The following is a 15,949-nucleotide window of genomic DNA, read 5'->3' on the forward strand; positions in this document are numbered from 1 at the left end:
ACACTCGGATCGTCTGGACTCGGATGATTGTGTCTCGTACGTTATGGGAGTCGATGAACGCCATCGCCCACAACGTAGTGAGGGAATCACCATGAGCTCGATCCAGACAGAGACGCCGACCGGCGTCGACCCCCGTCGATGGCTGGCGCTCGTCGTCATCGCCGTCGCCCAGCTGATCGTGGTGCTCGACGCGAGCATCGTGAACATCGCCCTGCCGTCCGCCCAGGACGCGCTCGGCATCTCCGACGCCAACCGCCAGTGGGTCGTCACCGCGTACGCCCTGGCGTTCGGCGGCCTGCTCCTCCTGGGCGGCCGCATCGCTGACTTCGTGGGGCGCAAGCGCGTCTTCATCATCGGCCTCGTCGGGTTCGGCGTGGCCTCCGCCGTCGGCGGCCTCGCGCAGAACCAGGGTGAGCTGTTCTCCGCCCGCGCCCTTCAGGGTGCGTTCGCCGCGCTCATGGCGCCGGCCGCGCTGTCGCTGATCAGCGTCACGTTCACCGAGCCCAAGGAGCGGGCCAAGGCCTTCGGCGTCTACGGCGGCATCTCCGGTGGTGGCGCCGCGCTGGGCCTGATCCTCGGCGGTGTGCTCACCGAGTACGCCTCGTGGCGCTGGACCCTGCTGGTCAACACGCCGATCGCCATCGCGACGGCCGTGGCTGCCGGCATCCTGGTCCGTGAGAGCCGCGCCGAGGGCAAGCCCAAGTACGACATCCCCGGCGTCGTCACCAGCACGCTCGGCCTCGTCGCCCTCGTCTACGGCTTCACCAAGGCCAACGAGAGCGGCTGGTCGGCCACCAGCACGATCCTCCTGCTCGGTGCCGCGGTCGTCCTGCTCGTCTCGTTCGTCCTGATCGAGCGCAACACCGCCGAGCCGCTGCTGCCCACCCGGGTGTTCCTCGAGCGCAACCGCGCTGCGGCGTTCCTGGTGTCGCTGCTGCTGGGCCTCGCACTGTTCGGCATGTTCCTGTTCCTCGTCTACTACATGCAGGGCACGCTGCAGTACTCGGCCGTGAAGTCCGGACTGGCCTTCCTGCCCTTCAGCATCGGCGTCGTCGGTGGTGCAGGCGTGGCGAGCGCCCTGCTGCCCCGCATCGGGCCGCGTCCCCTCATGGTCGGTGGCACGCTGGCGGCCGCGGTGGGCATGTTCCTCTTCGCCCAGATCACGGTGGACGGCAGCTACGTCACGACGGTCCTGCCGGCTCAGATCGTCATGAGCCTCGGTGTCGGACTCGCGTTCGTCGCGCTGTCGAGCACCGCGCTCATCGGGGTCGAGGACCACGACGCCGGTGTCGCCAGCGCCCTGGTCAACACGACCCAGCAGGTCGGCGGCTCGCTCGGCACGGCGCTCCTCAACACGATCGCCGCCACCGCGACGACCAGCTACATCGCCGCCAACGGGGTCGCCAAGACCGCCGACGGCGTGGTGCACGGCTACACGGTCGCCTTCAACTGGGGACTGGGTGCGCTGCTGCTGGCCGCCCTGCTGTCGCTGGTGCTGGTGACCAAGCAGAGCCCGCCGGTCGCCGAGGGTGACGAGACGCCGTTCGAGCACGCCGAGGAGCTCGTGGTCGTCTAGTCAGCACGAAGCGAACCACCGAAGTCCCCCGCGAACACGCTTCGCGGGGGACTTCGGCGTCATGTGGTGCCCCCGACAGGAATCGAACCTGTGGCCTACCGCTTAGGAGGCGGTCGCTCTATCCGACTGAGCTACGAGGGCGTGAGGACTCAGGTTATCCAGTCTTGGTCCCAACCCATACGATCGCCTCTATGTGCCTTCACCTCAGACGCCTGTGCGCCAGAGGGTCCGGGCAGTGAGGCGGCTGCTCGTCCTGGCCGCGATCGTGGCGGTGTGCGCCACGGCGATGACGTCGTGCGGCAAGGCCGAGACGATACGCCGGCCGGGCGACGAGTGCGCTCCGGCGAGGTCGCTGCCGAGCGGATCGACGGAGCGGACGATGGACTCCGGCGGTCAGCAGCGGCATTACCTGATCCACGTGCCACCGGGCTACGACGGCTCGACCAGGACCCCGCTCGTGCTGCTGTTCCACGGCCTCGGCGGGACGCCTCAGGGCGTCATCGACACGACGAGCATGGATGCCCTGGCGGACAAGAACAACGCGATCCTCGTGGCGCCCCTCGCCCGCGGCCAGATCACCGAGTGGGACTTCCGGACGCCGATCAGCCAGCCGACGTCCGACCTCGCGTTCGTCCGCAACCTCGTCAAGGAGGTCAAGGGCGACGCGTGCGTCGACGCGTCCCGGGTCTACGCCGCCGGCTTCTCCAACGGATCGGTCCTCGCCCTCGCGCTCGCCTGCGACGGGACGACGAAGTTCGCGGCCTACGGTGCGGTCTCCGGGCCGTTTTGGAAGGACACCTGCCGCTCCTCGCCGCCGGCGTCGATCATCTACTTCCACGGCCTCAAGGACAAGACCGTCCCGTACGCCGGTGCCGACACCGTGATCGGGCCCCTCCCACCGGTCAACGACGTCATGGCGAGCTGGGCGGCGCACGACAGCTGTCCCGCCGCCAGCGCGACGACCACGGTGTCCCAGCACGTCCGCCACTTCACCTGGAGCCGGTGCAAGGAGGGCTCCGACGTCAACGTCTATGTCGTGGACAACGGCGGTCACCGGTGGCCGGGGGGCAAGCCGGCGCCGTCCGGCCATGTCTCCGGCGTCATGACGCAGGAGATCGACGCCAGCAGCCTGATCTGGCGATTCTTCGAACAGCACCGGACTGGTGGACAATAGGAGCATGACCAAGCCGATCGAGACGTGGCTGACCGACATGGACGGCGTTCTCGTGCACGAGGAGAAGGCCATCCCCGGAGCGGCCGACTTCATCGCCCGCCTGACCGAGACGGGCCGCAAGTTCCTCGTCCTGACCAACAACTCGATCTTCACGCCGCGCGACCTCTGTGCGCGCCTCCGTGTGGCGGGCATCGACCTGCCCGAGTCGGCGATCTGGACCTCGGCCCTGGCCACGGCCAAGTTCCTCAGCGAGCAGCGTCCCGAGGGCACGGCGTACGTCATCGGCGAGGCCGGCATGACGACCGCGCTGCACAACGTCGGCTACATCATGACGAGCCGCGAGCCCGACTACGTCGTGCTGGGCGAGACCCGCACCTACTCGTTCGAGGCCATCACGCGCGCGATCCAGCTGATCGAGAACGGCGCCCGGTTCATCGCGACCAACCCCGACCCGACGGGCCCGTCGCCCGGCGGCTCGCTGCCGGCCACCGGCTCGGTCGCCGCCCTGATCACCAAGGCGACCGGCGTCGAGCCCTACTTCGTCGGCAAGCCCAACCCGCTCATGATGCGCAGCGCCCTCAACCAGATCGAGGGGCACTCCGAGACGACCGTCATGATCGGCGACCGCATGGACACCGACGTGCTGTCGGGCCTCGAGGCCGGACTCCGGACGTTCCTGGTGCTCACGGGCTCGACCGCGCCGGGTCAGATCGAGCGCTTCCCGTTCCGGCCGACCGAGATCTTCGACTCGATCGCCGACATCGTGCCACTCGTGCATTAACCGCGAAGTTACCAAGAGGTAATACGACGGCCGGGAGAATTGTTATCCTTTCGTAATCTCCGGCGGGCCCACAGGCCTCGACCGGGGATTCCCCTGGCGGATGGTGCCGGGGGATCCTCCACCAGGGAGAGAACGTGAAGGTTTTTCTCACGGGTGCGAGCGGAGTCATGGGCCGATCGTCCATCGCCGCGTTGCACCTCGCGGGCCACGAGGTCGTCGGCCTCGCCCGTACGCCGCAGAGCGCCGAGATGATCGCCGCGACAGGTGCCGAGCCCCGGCTCGGTGACGTGTTCGACCTCGACGCCATGACGGCCGGCATGCAGGGCTGCGACGCCGTCGCCAACCTCGCGACGAAGGTGCCGGTGGGCACCGCTGCGCTGCTCCCCGGATCGCTCAAGGCGATCGACCGCATCCGCCAGCACGGCTCCCGCGTCGTCACCGACGCCGCCCAGCGCGCCGGCGTCGGCCGGGTCGTCCAGCAGAGCCTCAGCTTCATGTACGCCGACCTCGATGACGACTGGGTCGACGAGCACAGCCCCATCGACGTGACCCACGCGACCGAGCCGGTCGTCGTCGCCGAGAGCAACGTCAAGGCGATCGAGGCGGCCGGCGGCACCGCCGTCAGCCTGCGGTTCGGCCTCATCACGGGCAACGACCGCAACACCGCGTGGTTGTTCCGCCGGGCGGCCGCCGGCCGGGCGATCGGTCTCGGCGCCGAGCAGTCGTGGATGCACGTGATCCACCCCGACGATGTCGGGTCCGCCGTCGTGCAGGCGCTGACCGCACCGGGCGGGGTCTACAACGTCGGCGCCGAGCCGGTGCAGCGCCGGGACTACGTCGACACGATCGCGATGGCCGCCGGCCGCCGTGAGGGTCATTTCCTGCCGGGCTGGGTCCTGAGGCTCGGCGGCGAGAAGCTCGAGATCCTGACCCGCTCGCAGCGCGTCAGCTCCCAGCTCTTCAGCGACCGCACGGGCTGGCACCCCTCTCACCCCAAGCTCACGCCGGACTGGTTCGATGACCTCGTCTGAGCGGCCTGCCAAGCTCAGCAAGGCGGAGCAGGAGCGTCGGCGGAGAGCCGCCGAGCTGCTCGGCGACCTGCTCCCCGACACGACGCGTGACGAGACCGCGGAGGGCTGGGGCGAGAAGGAGTCATCGTCACGCGACGACGACTACCTCCGCGACGTCCCACCCCACCACGGCTAGACCGGCGGGCGCTGGCGCAGCGCGTCCCTGATCTCCCGCAGGAGCGCCGTGTCCTCGGGGACGGCTTCCGGCTCGTCGACGCCGGGCCCGGGCTTGCGGAGCGCCTGGAGCTTCTGGACCGGGACCACGATGGCGAAGTAGATCACGGCCATCGTCACCACGAAGATGATCAGCGCGTTGACGATCCCGCCGAGGTTGACGAACGTCGCGTCGCTGTCGGTGATCTGGAAGCCGAAGCCCTTCGAATCTGCGTCGCCGCCACCAACGCTGGCGACGATCGGCTTGACGAAGTTGTCGCCGAAAGCAGCGACGAGACTCGTGAACGCCACGCCGATCGCGATGCCGACCGCGAGGTCGACGACGTTGCCGCGCATCAGGAAGTCCTTGAAGCCCTTGATCATGTTGCCCCCTACGGATTGGGTGTCAGTCCCTCGACCCTAGCGAGGGCGCGGGCTACCGACTAGGACGACGTGATGACGCTGAAACGGGCCTCGAGCGCCGCCGTCGCCAGTGCCAGGGCGACCTTCTCGGTCGTGACGATGCCGACCGACACCACCTCGGTGTCGCCGCTCGACCGCGGCAGGGTCACGACCTCGACGGCCCGGGCGACCACGGCGGCCTTGCTCTCCCCGTCGGGGTCGACCGCGACGACGTCGATCCGGTCGCCGACGTGCAGACCGGTGAGGCCGTCGGCGCGGTCGACGCGGATCGTCGTGAGCACGGCGTCGTCGCCGTAGCCGGACAAGGCGTCGTCCTCGAGGACGCGATAGTCCGTGACCGCCTCGCCTTCGCGCATGGGGCCGGCGACGCGGCGGCCGACGGCGGCTGCCCGGTCGAGGCTGTGGGACGGGCGGGCCGACGGCGGGACGGTGGCGGTGCGGAGGTCCGACGCGGTCAGGACGTGCCCGCTGCGCAGGTCGCGGCTCGTCACCAGCACGGCGGTGCCGGCGGGTTGCTGGCGCAGCGCGGAGAGCGCCGTCAGGACGGCGAGGCCGGCGAAGACCGCAGCCAGGGTGCGGCGATGCTCGAAGACGAAGCGGTGGATCCGGTCCATGCCGGGACTCTAGGCAGAACCGGCCGGCGGCGCCGGGCGCTGTCCACAGGCAACGTCAGGCTGCGGACTCCTTGCCGGACTTCTTGGCCGGCGTGGAGCTGGTGGACGACGAGTCCGACGAGGACGAGCTCGAGCTCGAGGAGCTGTCCTTGGCGGCCGGCTTGGCCGTGTCGCTGGAGGACGAGCTGGACCGGCTGTCGTTGCGGTAGAACCCTGAGCCCTTGAACACGACGCCGACCGCGTTGAACACCTTGCGCAGGTCGCCGCCGCAGTTGGGGCACACGGTCAGCGCATCGTCGGTGAAGCTCTGCTGGACCTCCAGCGCTTCTCCGCAGTCCTTGCACTGATACTGGTACTTCGGCACGTCTTGCTCCCGCTCGATCGATGATGCCCCCCAAGGGTACAGTTGCCCGCACCGTGACCGATCACTTCCCTTGTTGGGCTAGTCCTCGTCGACACAGTCCTCTTGGAGCCCAGCGATGACCGAATGGCTGCTCCTGGCCACCTCATTGCTCCTGATGCTGGCGTGCGGGGTGTTCGTCGCCGCCGAGTTCTCGTTCGTCACGGTCGACCGGGCCACGATCGAGCGCGATGCCGAGGCGGGGGACGCCGGGGCGCAGGGCACGCTGCTCGCGCTGCGCACGCTGTCGACCCAGCTCAGCGGCGCCCAGCTCGGCATCACGATCACCAACCTCGTCATCGGCTTCCTCGCCGAGCCGGCCATCGGTAAGCTGCTCCACGATCCGCTCGAGTCGGCGGGCCTCGAGGGCGGCACGCTCAAGGGTGTCGCGTACGCCATCGCGCTCGTGCTCAGCACCGTCGTGACGATGCTGGTCGGCGAGCTCGTGCCCAAGAACTTCGCCCTGGCCCTGCCGCAACGCACGGCGGCCGTGACGCAATGGCCGCAGCGCATGTTCACCAAGGCCATGGCGTGGCCGATCCGCGCTCTCAACGGGCTCGCCAACGCGATCCTGCGGCTGCTCGGTGTCGAGCCGCAGGAGGAGCTGCGCTCGGCGCGCTCGCCGGTCGAGCTGCGCTCCCTCGTGCTGCGATCGGCTCAACAGGGTGCGATCGACGACGAGACCGCCGACCTCGTGGCCCGCAGCATCGCGTTCGGTGACCGCACGGCGGCCGACGTGCGTACGCCCAGGGTCCGGGTGCACTTCCTCGAGGGGCGCGACACGGCGTTCGACGTGATCGAGGCCGCCCGCCAGACCGGGCACTCGCGCTTCCCGGTCATCGGCAAGGGCCCTGACGACGTCATCGGCATCGTGCACATCAAGCGGGCCGTCGGCATCGAGCCGGACCGCCGTCGCAGCGTACGCATCGCCGACATCACGGATCCCGCGACGATCGTGCCCGACAGCATCGAGCTCGACCCACTGCTGGCCCTGTTGCGTGAGCAGGGCATGCAGATGGCGATCGTGATGGACGAGTACGGCGGCACCGACGGGGTCGTGACGCTCGAGGACCTCGTCGAGGAGATCGTCGGCGACATCGCCGACGAGCACGACCGGCTCTCGTCGCGCAGCCGGCACCGCCGTGACGGCACGTGGTCGCTGTCGGGCCTGCTGCGCCCCGACGAGGTCGAGGAGCAGACCGGGATCGCGCTGCCCGAGGGTGAGGACTACGAGACGATCGCCGGCCTGTTCCACGAGAAGCTCGGCCGCATCGCGGTGCGCGGTGACTCCGTCACCCTGCGCCTCGACCGTACGCCGGACGATGACGAGGAGGACCCCGAGCCGGTGGTCGTCACGCTCATGGTGGAACGCATGGAGGGTCGCCGCATCGACCGGGTCTCGCTGACGGTCGACGACGACGGCGGTGGTGACACGTGAACGGCTTCGTCGGCGTCCTGGTGACCGTCGTGCTGCTGGCGCTCAATGCCTTGTTCGTGGCGTCGGAGTTCGCGCTGATCTCGGCACGGCGCACACAGCTCGAGCCGCGCATCCAGGCCGGCTCGCGGCCGGCGCGCATGGCCATGCGGGCGATCGAGAACATCACCCAGGTCATGGCTGCGGCGCAGCTCGGCATCACGATCTGCTCGCTCGGCCTGGGCGCCGTGGGCGAGCCGGCCATCGCGCACCTCTTCGAGCCGCTGTTCGAGGCGCTGCACGTGCCGCACGGTGCGGTGCACCCGTTGTCGTTCGTCATCGCCATGACGATCGTCGTGTTCGCGCACGTCGTCCTCGGCGAGATGGTGCCCAAGAACCTCGCCCTGGTGGGGCCCGACCGAGCGGCGCTGTTCCTCGGCCCGTTCATGCTCGCGGTCGTCGCGATCCTGAAGCCGTTCGTCGTGGCGCTCAACGGCACGGCCAACACGATCATCCGGCTGTTCCGCATCGAGCCCAAGGGTGAGGTCGCCTCGACCTACTCGCACGACGAGGTCGCAGGGTTGGTCGAGGAGTCCCGTCGTGAGGGCCTGCTCGACGAGGACGAGTACGACCTGGTGTCGGGGGCCCTCGACTTCCACGAGGGCACCGTCGACGAGGTGCTGCTGCCGAGCGCCGGCCTGGTGACGATCCCGCCGAGTGCCACACCGGTCGACGTCGAGCGGGCGTGTGCTGAGACGGGCTTCTCGCGGTTCCCGGTGCTCGACGCCAACGGCGAGATCGCGGGCTACCTCCACATCAAGGACGTCCTCGAGACCGACGAGGAGTCGCGGCTCGAGACGATCGCCGACAAGTGGCTGCGGCCGTTGGCGACGGTCGTCGCCGGGTCCGGCCTCTACGAGGCGCTGCGCACGATGCAGGCCCGCGGCTCGCACATGGCGCGCGTCGCCGACGAGTCGGGCGCCGTGCTCGGGGTCATCATGCTGGAGGACGTCCTCGAGGAGCTCGTCGGCGAGATCCGGAGCGCCGAGCGCGCCTAGCCGTTCAACGGCGCGGGTCGACCTCGTGGGCGTCGACCACGCGCTGCAGGCCCTTGGCGATGGCGTCCTGCTGGGCAGCGGTGAGGTGCCGGTTGAAGTGCTCCTCGATGCCGGCGAGGTAGACGGGCGCGGCCTCACGGCGAGCGGCGCGGCCCTCCGGCGTGAGCCGGGCGAGGGTCGCCCGTCCGTCGTCGGGATCCGGGACCCGCTCGATGTAGCCGACCCGCTCCAGCTCCGACACGAGCCGGCTGACGCGCGTCCGTGAGAGCACGACCCGTGCGGCGAGGTCCTGCATGCGCAGCTGGTGGTCGGGCGCGGCGTTGAGCTCGAGCAGGACGTCGTACCAGGAGAGAGGGATGAGCTTCCGGTCCTGCAGGTCCTGCTCGATCGCTCGCAGCGCGCGGTTCTGCGCCCGCAGCACGGCCTGCCACGCAGCGACGGGATTCCGGTCCTCGGCCATGTGACGAAGCTACTACTTGCGTGCATCCGCACGCAAATGTAGAGTGTGTGCACACGCACATAACTACGAGAAGGGCCACACCATGAGCACTGCAGCAGCTGTCGACCAGATCGACCTCCCGGCCACCGGCACCTGGACGATCGATCCGGGCCATGCCGAGGTCGGCTTCATCGGCCGGCACTTCGGCCTGACCAAGGTCCGCGGGCGGTTCACCGGCGTCGAGGGAACCGTCACGGTGAGGGAGCCCCTCGACCTCTCCGAGGTGCACGTGGTCATCGACATGGCGTCGGTGAGCTCGGGCAGCCAGACCCGCGACGACCACTTGCGGTCGGAGGACTTCTTCGACGTCGCCAACCACCCGCAGGCGGTCTTCCGGTCGACGGGGGTCACCACCACGGGCGCGGTGGCGCAGATGACGGGTGAGCTGACCATCAAGGGCGTCACTCGGCCGCTGACACTCGAGGCTGAGTACCTCGGCCACGCGACGGACCCGTGGGGCGCCGAGCGGGCCGTGTTCAGCGCTGCCGGCACGATCAACCGCGAGGACTGGGGCCTGACGTGGAACATGGCCCTCGAGGCCGGAGGCCTTCTGGTGTCCAAGGAGATCCGGCTCGAGATCGAGGTCGAGCTCGTACGTCCAGAGCCCTCGGAGGAGTCCTGAATCAGCAGCGTCAGGGCACGCGGAACAGGCCGCCGGGGGTCACGGCCATCTGGACCGGTACGTCGTGGGGTTCGTGCGGCAGCTCGGGCACCAGCTCGTGCGTGAAGACCAGCGCGCACAGCGGCGCCCGTACGCCCGCGAGTGCCCGGTCGTAGTAGCCGGCCCCGCGGCCCAGACGATGTCCGGCATGGTCGACCGCGAGCGCCGGGACGACCACGACGTCGCACGTCTCGAGCGCGTCGGTGCCGAGGGACGGCCCGGCGGGCTCGGGGATGCCGAGCGGAGTCGTGGTCAGCGACGACTCCAGGTCGTACGCTACCCAGTCGAGCGTGCGGTCGTCGCGGCTCAGCGGCACGACGACCTCGATGCTGCGGTCGATAAGGCCCGCGATCAGCGGGACGGTGCCGGGCTCGGACGGCATCGAGAGGTAGCAGGCGACCCGCTTCGCCCGGGCGACGACGGGTGCGGCGAGCAGGTGGAGCGCGATCGCGTCAGCCGCCTGCCGGCGCGCCTCGGGGGCCATGGCGCGGCGCCTCGCCAGAAGGTCCAAACGCGCCTGTTCCTTCATCACGCGCTGACGCTAGCGTATGGGGAATGTCGGGAATGTCGGGACTGGCGATGGCGCAGCAGCGCATGACGGACGCTGGCGTGCCCCAGCGAGCAATCGATGTCTTCTCCTCCTTCTACGCCAAGCTCGAGGAGGGCGAGAGCGGGATGATCCGCGAGGCGGACGTCGACCCGCTCGACGGCATCGACCATGCCGGCGCGCTCCAGCTGAGCGACGAGGAGTGCCGCGCCGCCGCCGCGGTCACCGCGGTGATCAAGCTCAACGGCGGGCTCGGCACCTCGATGGGCCTCGACAAGGCCAAGACGCTGCTGCCCGTACGCCAGGACCTCACGTTCCTCGACGTCATCGTGGGCCAGGTCCGCCACGTGCGGCAGTCCCTCGACGTACGCCTGCCGCTGCTGTTCATGAACAGCTTCCGCACACGTGACGACACCCTTGCGGCACTGGCGAAGTACGACGACCTCGAGGTCGAGGGCCTGCCGATCGACTTCCTGCAGAACCGCGAGCCCAAGCTGCGCGCCGACGACCTGACGCCCGTCGACTGGCCGGCCGACCCGTCGCTGGAGTGGTGCCCGCCAGGCCACGGCGACCTCTACACAGCCCTTGAGGTCTCCGGCATCCTCGACGCCCTCCTCGACGCCGGCTACCGCTACGCGACCGTCTCCAACGCCGACAACCTCGGCTCGGCGCCGGACCCGGCGATGATGGGCTGGTTCGCGGCGTCGGGCGCCCCGTACGCCGCAGAGGTCTGCCGGCGTACGCCCGCCGACGTCAAGGGCGGGCACATCGTCGTACGCAAGAGCGACGGCCGTCTCGTGCTGCGGGAGACCGCCCAGGTCGCACCGGAGGACGCCCCCGAGGCTGACGACCCGCAGCGGCACAAGTACTTCCACTGCAACAACCTGTGGTTCGACCTGCGGGTCATGAAGGCGACGCTCGAGGCCCGCGACGGCATCCTCGGCCTGCCGCTGATCCGCAACGCCAAGACCGTCGATCCGACCGACCCCTCGTCGACCAAGGTCGTGCAGATCGAGTCGGCGATGGGTGCCGCGGTCGAGGTGTTCGAGGGGGCCACCGCGATCGAGGTCGATCGTTCGCGGTTCCTGCCGGTCAAGACCACCAACGACCTGTTGCTGCTGCGCTCCGACGTCTACGGGGTGGGCGAGGACTTCCGCGTACGCGCGCAGGTGAGCTCGGCGCCGCTCGTCAACCTCGACCGCCGGTTCTACACGACGATGGCCGACTTCGATGCGCGCATCCCGGAGGCTCCGTCGCTGGTCGACGCCACGTCGTTGACCGTCAAGGGCGACTGGCGCTTCGGCCGAGGTGTCACGATGCGCGGCGACGTGGTGCTCGACGACTCCGGCGCGGCCCAGAGCGTCCCGGCGGGCGCCCAGTTAGGCTGACTCGCATGTCACCTGGAGAAACCGACGACGGGCCGGAGCAGAACATGCTGCCGCTCGGCTCGGACACTCCGCCGGATCCGATCCCGGGATACCCGTCCAGTCCGGCCGGCGAGGGTGAGCAGACCGAGCCCGTACGCCTGCCCGAGGCGCCGTCGGAGCAGGCGGCGCCGGTTGAGCCTGTCGAAACCCCTCCTGTCGCTTCGACAAGCTCAACGACCGACGGGCCGTCCGAGCCGGTTGAGCCGGTTGAGCCTGTCGAAACCCCTCCTGTCGCTTCGACAAGCTCAACGACCGACACCTCGCCCGAGCCGGCGGCTCCCGCACAGCCCGCCTCCTCCGGTGCCCGTCCCCGGCCGGCGAGCGTCCGCGAGGGCATGCTGACCGTCGAGGACCACCTCGAGAAGATCCTGCGCGGCATCGGTCCGCTCGGCGCCTACGACCAGCCGCTCGTCGAGTCGCTCGGCCTGCCGTTGCACGAGGCCTTCGTGAGCCCCTCGGACCTGCCGCTGTTCGACAACTCCGCGATGGACGGTTATGCCGTCCGGTCCGAGGACGTCGTGGGCGCGACCCGCGAGCAGCCGGTCGCGCTGCCGGTCGTCGGCGAGATCGCCGCAGGGTCCGGCCGGCCGTTCGCGATCAGCGCGGGCACCGCGGTCAAGATCATGACGGGCGCGCCGATCCCGCGTGGCGCCGACGCCGTCGTGCCGTTCGAGAAGACCGACCGCGGCAATGCCAGGGTCGAGATCTACGAGCCGGCTGCCCGCGGCGCATGCATCCGGCCCAAGGGCGATGACATCAAGGCCGGCGAGACCGTGCTCGCCGAGGGCACCGTTCTCGGACCGCGTGAGATCGGGTTGCTGGCCTCGCTCGGTGCGCCCCGGGCCAAGGCGCGTCCCCGTCCGCGCGTCGTCGTCATCTCGACCGGCGACGAGCTCCGCGAGCCCGGCACGCACCTCGACTTCGACTCGATCCACGACGGCAACAGCTACATGCTCGCCGCGGCGGTCCGTGACGCCGGCGCGATCTGCTACCGCGTCGGGGCGGTCGACGACAGCCCGCGCACGTTCCGCAAGGTGCTCTCCGAGCAGCTCGTCCGAGCCGACCTGGTCGTCACGAGCGGCGGCATCAGCAAGGGTGACCACGACGTCGTCAAGGAGACGCTGTCGGCGCTCGGCACGGTCGACTTCGTCGAGGTCGCGATGCAGCCCGGCAAGCCCCAGGGCTTCGGCCGGGTCTTCGACGAGCAGACCCCGATCATCACGCTGCCCGGCAACGCGGTCTCGGCCTATGTCTCGTTCGAGGTGTTCGTGCTCCCGGCGATCCGGCGCATGATGGGCCGTACGCCCTACCGCCGGCCCATGGTGCACGCGGTCCTGGCCGCCGACCTCAGGTCGACGCCCGGCATCCGCCAGTACGTCCGTGGGGTCTTCGAGGTGACGCACCGGGGCGCCAAGGTCACGCCGATCCTCGGCAACGGTTCGCACCTCATCGGCTCCCTGGCCAAGGCCAACGCGCTGATCATCGTCGGCGAGGACCAGACCGCGCTCAACATGGGCGACACCGTGCGCACGCTGGTGCTGGATCGGCCGTTCTGACCATGCCCGACCGGCTCACCCACGTCGACGACTCCGGCGCCGCCCGCATGGTCGACGTCACCGCCAAGGACGTCACGGCCCGCACGGCCACGGCTCGCGGCCGTGTGGAGGTCAGCCCCGAGGTGATCGCGCTCCTGCGCGGCGAGGGTGTGCCCAAGGGCGATGCCATCGCGACGGCCCGGATCGCCGGCATCATGGCGACCAAGCGCACCCCTGACCTGATCCCGCTGTGCCACCCGCTGGCGATCGGAGGGGTCGAGGTCGACCTGGTCGTCGAGGACGATGCCGTCGCCATCTCCGCGACGGTGCGGACCGCAGATCGTACGGGCGTCGAGATGGAGGCCCTCACCGCCGTGAGCGTCGCTGCGCTGACCGTCGTCGACATGGTCAAGGCCGTCGACAAGCTGGCCCGCATCACCGACATCGAGGTGGTCGCCAAGTCCGGTGGCAAGAGCGGCGACTGGACGCGGTCGGCGACGGGGCAGGCATGAAGGCAGCTGTCGTGGTCGCGTCCAACCGGGCGTCGACCGGGGTCTACGAGGACACGACGGGGCCGCTGATCGTCGAGGCGCTGACGGCCTGGGGCTTCGAGGTCGGCGCGCCGGCCGTGGTCGGTGACGGTGAACCCGTCGCCGAGGCCATCCGTGCGGCTCTCGCCGAGGGGGTCTCGGTCGTGCTGTCGACCGGTGGCACCGGCATCAACCCGACCGATCGCACTCCGGAGGCGACCCGTCCGCTGCTGGACCGGGAGCTGCCGGGCGTCGCCGAGGCCATCCGCGCGCACGGCGTCGCCAAGGGCGTACCCACCGCGATGCTGTCGCGCGGGGTCGCCGGCGTCTCGGGCAGGGCCGTCATCGTCAACCTCCCCGGCTCTCGCGGCGGGGTCAAGGACGGCCTCGAGGTGCTGGCCGACGTCCTGCCGCATGCCGTCGACCAGCTGATGGGCGGCGACCATCCCCGCGCTGGGAGCGCGTCCTGAGCCCGGGCTGGCCGGTCGTCCTCACGCGCGGACGGATCGGCGTACGTCCCCTGCGCCGTCGTGACGCCCGCACGTGGTCGCGGCTGCGCGCCGACAACGCCGACTGGCTCGGTCCGTGGGAGGCGACGCTGCCACGCGAGGCGGGACCGCCCGCCACGTCGTACGTCGGCATGATCGGCACGTTGCGCCGTCGTGCGCGGCTCGGCCAGGCCATGCCGTTCGTGCTGACCTGGGACGACGAGATGGTCGGCATGCTGACCGTCAACGGCATCACGTGGGGATCCGCGCGGTGGGCGAGCCTCGGCTACTGGGTCGCGAAGAGTCACGCCGGGCGGTCGATCACCCCGACCGCCGTAGCTCTGGTCTCGGACCACCTGATCACGACCGTCGGGCTGCACCGCATCGAGATCGCGATCCGGCCGGAGAACGCCGCCAGCCTGCGCGTCGTCGAGAAGCTCGGCTTCAGCGAGATCGGCCTGGCCCACCGATTCCTGCACATCGCGGGGGAGTGGCGTGACCACCGGATCTTCCAGGTGCTCGCCGAGGACGTGCCGGCCGGCCTCGTCGCGCGCCTCGATCCGCCGCGCTCGGAGGCCGAGGACGACGTTCCGGGGTAGCTCCGACCACCCGGATCCGCGTCATCCGGCCCTGCGGGGACGAGTCGAGTCACACGCGTCCCACAAGTTCTCAGGCGACACACGGCCGTGGGTGCCGGGTAAGGGCACCCGCACCGCCTACCGTTTTGCTCGTGGGTTCGAGCAGTGGGTTGATCATCGCGTTTGTCGTGGCCGTCTGGGCCGCGTACTTCGTGCCCCTCGTGCTGCGCCGGTACGACGAGGCCAGCAAGAACGCCTCGGTCGAGACGTCCGGCTCGCAGTCCCGCGTCATCGCCCGGCCTGCCGCGAAGCCCACAGCTGCGGTCGCCGAACCTGTCGCTGCTGCCGTCGAGCCTGAGATCCCGGTCGCCGAGAAGGTCGTGGCACCCCCCGCCCGTACGCTCGACCGCCCCGCCGCGCGTCTCGCGGCGCGGCGTCGCCGGCGTACGCTCCTGACCCTGCTGGCCACCACCGCATTGGTCGGCGGTCTGGCCGGTGCCGCGGTCATCGCCCCGTTCTGGGTCGCCGCACCCGTCGCCCTGGTCGTGGCCTGGCTCGTGGCCTGCCGCATCCAGGTCCGCAGCGAGCTGGGCATCGCGCGCGTCAAGACGCCCAAGCCCAAGACCGACAAGAAGAAGTCCGTCTCGACCGCCGCCGACGAAGAGCAGACGATCGTCGTCTCGGGGCAGTTCGAGGACATCAACCCCGGCCTCAAGCACCAGATGGAGGACGTGCCGCTCGAGGCCAACGCACTCGACGACCAGATCGTGATCGCGGTGCCGTCCGTCTCGACGACCGGCGAGGCGCTCTGGGACCCGCTCCCGGTGACCCTGCCGACGTACGTCACGAAGCCTCGCGCCGGTCGCACGGTCCGCACGATCGACTTCAGCCAGGCAGGCGCCTGGACCTCGGGACACATCGAGGGCGAGGACGTCGAGCTGCCGCAGCGCGGCGATGACGCGGGCGACGAACGCCGGGCCGTCGGTCACTGAACCAGCCTGATAAAGTTGCGGGGCAGCAC

Annotated in this window: 19 protein-coding genes and 1 tRNA gene; 14 read left to right on the forward strand and 6 right to left on the reverse strand. The window is 70.0% G+C overall.

The window, feature by feature from the left end; translation table 11 throughout:
* Positions 1-91: 91 nt before the first annotated feature.
* Positions 92-1,576 carry an MFS transporter gene (locus ASE12_RS16580; RefSeq protein WP_082582343.1) on the forward strand — a complete coding sequence of 495 codons (1,485 nt, stop codon included), beginning with the start codon at positions 92-94 and terminating at the stop codon, positions 1,574-1,576.
* A gap of 64 nt (positions 1,577-1,640) precedes the next feature.
* Here the strand turns inward: ASE12_RS16580 and ASE12_RS16585 are convergent.
* Positions 1,641-1,717 (reverse strand) — tRNA-Arg (locus ASE12_RS16585).
* 94 nt (positions 1,718-1,811) lie between these two features.
* Here ASE12_RS16585 and ASE12_RS16590 point away from each other — a divergent pair.
* The 4 genes from ASE12_RS16590 (at position 1,812) to ASE12_RS16605 (ending at position 4,737) form a co-directional block, all read left to right on the forward strand.
* On the forward strand, positions 1,812-2,750 hold the full coding sequence (locus tag ASE12_RS16590; RefSeq protein WP_056403076.1) for a PHB depolymerase family esterase: 939 nt from the start codon (positions 1,812-1,814) through the stop codon (positions 2,748-2,750).
* Positions 2,751-2,754: 4 nt separating this feature from the next.
* Complete coding sequence (locus ASE12_RS16595; protein WP_056403079.1) at positions 2,755-3,531, forward strand: HAD-IIA family hydrolase; 777 nt, start codon at positions 2,755-2,757, stop codon at positions 3,529-3,531.
* Positions 3,532-3,665: 134 nt separating this feature from the next.
* Positions 3,666-4,562, forward strand: coding sequence for an NAD(P)-dependent oxidoreductase (locus tag ASE12_RS16600; protein WP_255355471.1), 897 nt, complete (start codon positions 3,666-3,668; stop codon positions 4,560-4,562).
* Complete coding sequence (locus ASE12_RS16605) at positions 4,549-4,737, forward strand: hypothetical protein (RefSeq protein ID WP_056403084.1); 189 nt, start codon at positions 4,549-4,551, stop codon at positions 4,735-4,737. Before ASE12_RS16600 ends, ASE12_RS16605 begins: the two co-directional genes overlap by 14 nt.
* Here ASE12_RS16605 and mscL read toward each other — a convergent pair.
* From mscL to ASE12_RS16620, 3 genes are read right to left on the reverse strand one after another with little or no spacing between them, the layout of a single operon-like run.
* Entirely contained in the window at positions 4,734-5,138 is a 405-nt protein-coding gene (gene mscL / locus ASE12_RS16610) for a large conductance mechanosensitive channel protein MscL (protein WP_056403089.1), read from the reverse strand. The genes ASE12_RS16605 and mscL overlap by 4 nt on opposite strands.
* 59 nt (positions 5,139-5,197) lie before the next feature.
* Entirely contained in the window at positions 5,198-5,791 is a 594-nt protein-coding gene (locus ASE12_RS16615) for an SAF domain-containing protein (protein WP_056403091.1), read from the reverse strand.
* 55 nt (positions 5,792-5,846) lie between these two features.
* Positions 5,847-6,155: an FmdB family zinc ribbon protein gene (locus ASE12_RS16620; protein WP_056403094.1), complete on the reverse strand. Its 309-nt coding sequence runs from the start codon at positions 6,153-6,155 to the stop codon at positions 5,847-5,849.
* A 115-nt stretch (positions 6,156-6,270) separates the two neighbouring features.
* Between ASE12_RS16620 and ASE12_RS16625 the strand changes: the two genes are divergently transcribed.
* Positions 6,271-7,629: a hemolysin family protein gene (locus ASE12_RS16625; RefSeq protein ID WP_056403097.1), complete on the forward strand. Its 1,359-nt coding sequence runs from the start codon at positions 6,271-6,273 to the stop codon at positions 7,627-7,629.
* A complete protein-coding gene (locus tag ASE12_RS16630; RefSeq protein ID WP_056403100.1) occupies positions 7,626-8,663 on the forward strand; it encodes a hemolysin family protein in 1,038 nt (345 codons plus the stop codon). The genes ASE12_RS16625 and ASE12_RS16630 overlap by 4 nt, the downstream gene beginning before the upstream one ends.
* Positions 8,664-8,667: 4 nt before the next feature.
* On the opposite strand, the gene ASE12_RS16635 is transcribed toward ASE12_RS16630, so the two are convergent.
* Positions 8,668-9,123: a MarR family winged helix-turn-helix transcriptional regulator gene (locus ASE12_RS16635; RefSeq protein ID WP_056403103.1), complete on the reverse strand. Its 456-nt coding sequence runs from the start codon at positions 9,121-9,123 to the stop codon at positions 8,668-8,670.
* An 82-nt stretch (positions 9,124-9,205) separates the two neighbouring features.
* Here ASE12_RS16635 and ASE12_RS16640 point away from each other — a divergent pair, with 82 nt between their 5' ends.
* Positions 9,206-9,784 (forward strand): YceI family protein, encoded by a 579-nt coding sequence (locus ASE12_RS16640; RefSeq protein ID WP_056403106.1) that lies wholly within the window; start codon positions 9,206-9,208, stop codon positions 9,782-9,784.
* 10 nt (positions 9,785-9,794) lie between these two features.
* On the opposite strand, the gene ASE12_RS16645 is transcribed toward ASE12_RS16640, so the two are convergent.
* Entirely contained in the window at positions 9,795-10,352 is a 558-nt protein-coding gene (locus tag ASE12_RS16645; protein WP_082582344.1) for a 5-formyltetrahydrofolate cyclo-ligase, read from the reverse strand.
* A 35-nt stretch (positions 10,353-10,387) separates the two neighbouring features.
* On the opposite strand from ASE12_RS16645, the gene ASE12_RS16650 reads away from it, so the two are divergent.
* The 6 genes from ASE12_RS16650 to ASE12_RS16675 all read left to right on the forward strand — a co-directional run bounded on the left by ASE12_RS16650 (position 10,388) and on the right by ASE12_RS16675 (position 15,920).
* Positions 10,388-11,758, forward strand: a complete 1,371-nt coding sequence (locus ASE12_RS16650; protein WP_056403110.1) for a UTP--glucose-1-phosphate uridylyltransferase — start codon at positions 10,388-10,390, stop codon at positions 11,756-11,758.
* Between the two features lie 5 nt (positions 11,759-11,763).
* Positions 11,764-13,353 carry a gephyrin-like molybdotransferase Glp gene (gene glp / locus ASE12_RS16655; protein ID WP_235508935.1) on the forward strand — a complete coding sequence of 530 codons (1,590 nt, stop codon included), beginning with the start codon at positions 11,764-11,766 and terminating at the stop codon, positions 13,351-13,353.
* A gap of 2 nt (positions 13,354-13,355) precedes the next feature.
* Complete coding sequence (gene moaC / locus ASE12_RS16660; RefSeq protein ID WP_056403116.1) at positions 13,356-13,844, forward strand: cyclic pyranopterin monophosphate synthase MoaC; 489 nt, start codon at positions 13,356-13,358, stop codon at positions 13,842-13,844.
* Positions 13,841-14,332 (forward strand): molybdenum cofactor biosynthesis protein B, encoded by a 492-nt coding sequence (locus ASE12_RS16665; protein WP_056403119.1) that lies wholly within the window; start codon positions 13,841-13,843, stop codon positions 14,330-14,332. Before moaC ends, ASE12_RS16665 begins: the two co-directional genes overlap by 4 nt.
* Before the next feature lie 35 nt (positions 14,333-14,367).
* A complete protein-coding gene (locus ASE12_RS16670; protein WP_255355486.1) occupies positions 14,368-14,949 on the forward strand; it encodes a GNAT family N-acetyltransferase in 582 nt (193 codons plus the stop codon).
* A 131-nt stretch (positions 14,950-15,080) separates the two neighbouring features.
* Positions 15,081-15,920, forward strand: coding sequence for a hypothetical protein (locus tag ASE12_RS16675; RefSeq protein ID WP_157413023.1), 840 nt, complete (start codon positions 15,081-15,083; stop codon positions 15,918-15,920).
* The last annotated feature ends 29 nt before the right edge of the window (positions 15,921-15,949 follow it).

The organism is Aeromicrobium sp. Root236 (assembly GCF_001428805.1).
Lineage (GTDB): Bacteria > Actinomycetota > Actinomycetes > Propionibacteriales > Nocardioidaceae > Aeromicrobium.

What these genes read in the sequence shown, in the direction of transcription:
- ASE12_RS16580 (WP_082582343.1), top strand. Translation starts at nt 92, where the DNA reads ATGAGCTCGATCCAGACAGAGACGCCGACCGGCGTCGACCCCCGTCGA.
- ASE12_RS16595 (WP_056403079.1), top strand. Translation starts at nt 2,755, where the DNA reads ATGACCAAGCCGATCGAGACGTGGCTGACCGACATGGACGGCGTTCTC.
- ASE12_RS16605 (WP_056403084.1), top strand. Translation starts at nt 4,549, where the DNA reads ATGACCTCGTCTGAGCGGCCTGCCAAGCTCAGCAAGGCGGAGCAGGAG.
- mscL (WP_056403089.1), bottom strand. Translation starts at nt 5,138, where the DNA reads ATGATCAAGGGCTTCAAGGACTTCCTGATGCGCGGCAACGTCGTCGAC.
- ASE12_RS16615 (WP_056403091.1), bottom strand. Translation starts at nt 5,791, where the DNA reads ATGGACCGGATCCACCGCTTCGTCTTCGAGCATCGCCGCACCCTGGCT.
- ASE12_RS16625 (WP_056403097.1), top strand. Translation starts at nt 6,271, where the DNA reads ATGACCGAATGGCTGCTCCTGGCCACCTCATTGCTCCTGATGCTGGCG.
- ASE12_RS16635 (WP_056403103.1), bottom strand. Translation starts at nt 9,123, where the DNA reads ATGGCCGAGGACCGGAATCCCGTCGCTGCGTGGCAGGCCGTGCTGCGG.
- ASE12_RS16640 (WP_056403106.1), top strand. Translation starts at nt 9,206, where the DNA reads ATGAGCACTGCAGCAGCTGTCGACCAGATCGACCTCCCGGCCACCGGC.
- ASE12_RS16645 (WP_082582344.1), bottom strand. Translation starts at nt 10,352, where the DNA reads ATGAAGGAACAGGCGCGTTTGGACCTTCTGGCGAGGCGCCGCGCCATG.
- ASE12_RS16650 (WP_056403110.1), top strand. Translation starts at nt 10,388, where the DNA reads ATGTCGGGACTGGCGATGGCGCAGCAGCGCATGACGGACGCTGGCGTG.
- glp (WP_235508935.1), top strand. Translation starts at nt 11,764, where the DNA reads ATGTCACCTGGAGAAACCGACGACGGGCCGGAGCAGAACATGCTGCCG.
- moaC (WP_056403116.1), top strand. Translation starts at nt 13,356, where the DNA reads ATGCCCGACCGGCTCACCCACGTCGACGACTCCGGCGCCGCCCGCATG.
- ASE12_RS16665 (WP_056403119.1), top strand. Translation starts at nt 13,841, where the DNA reads ATGAAGGCAGCTGTCGTGGTCGCGTCCAACCGGGCGTCGACCGGGGTC.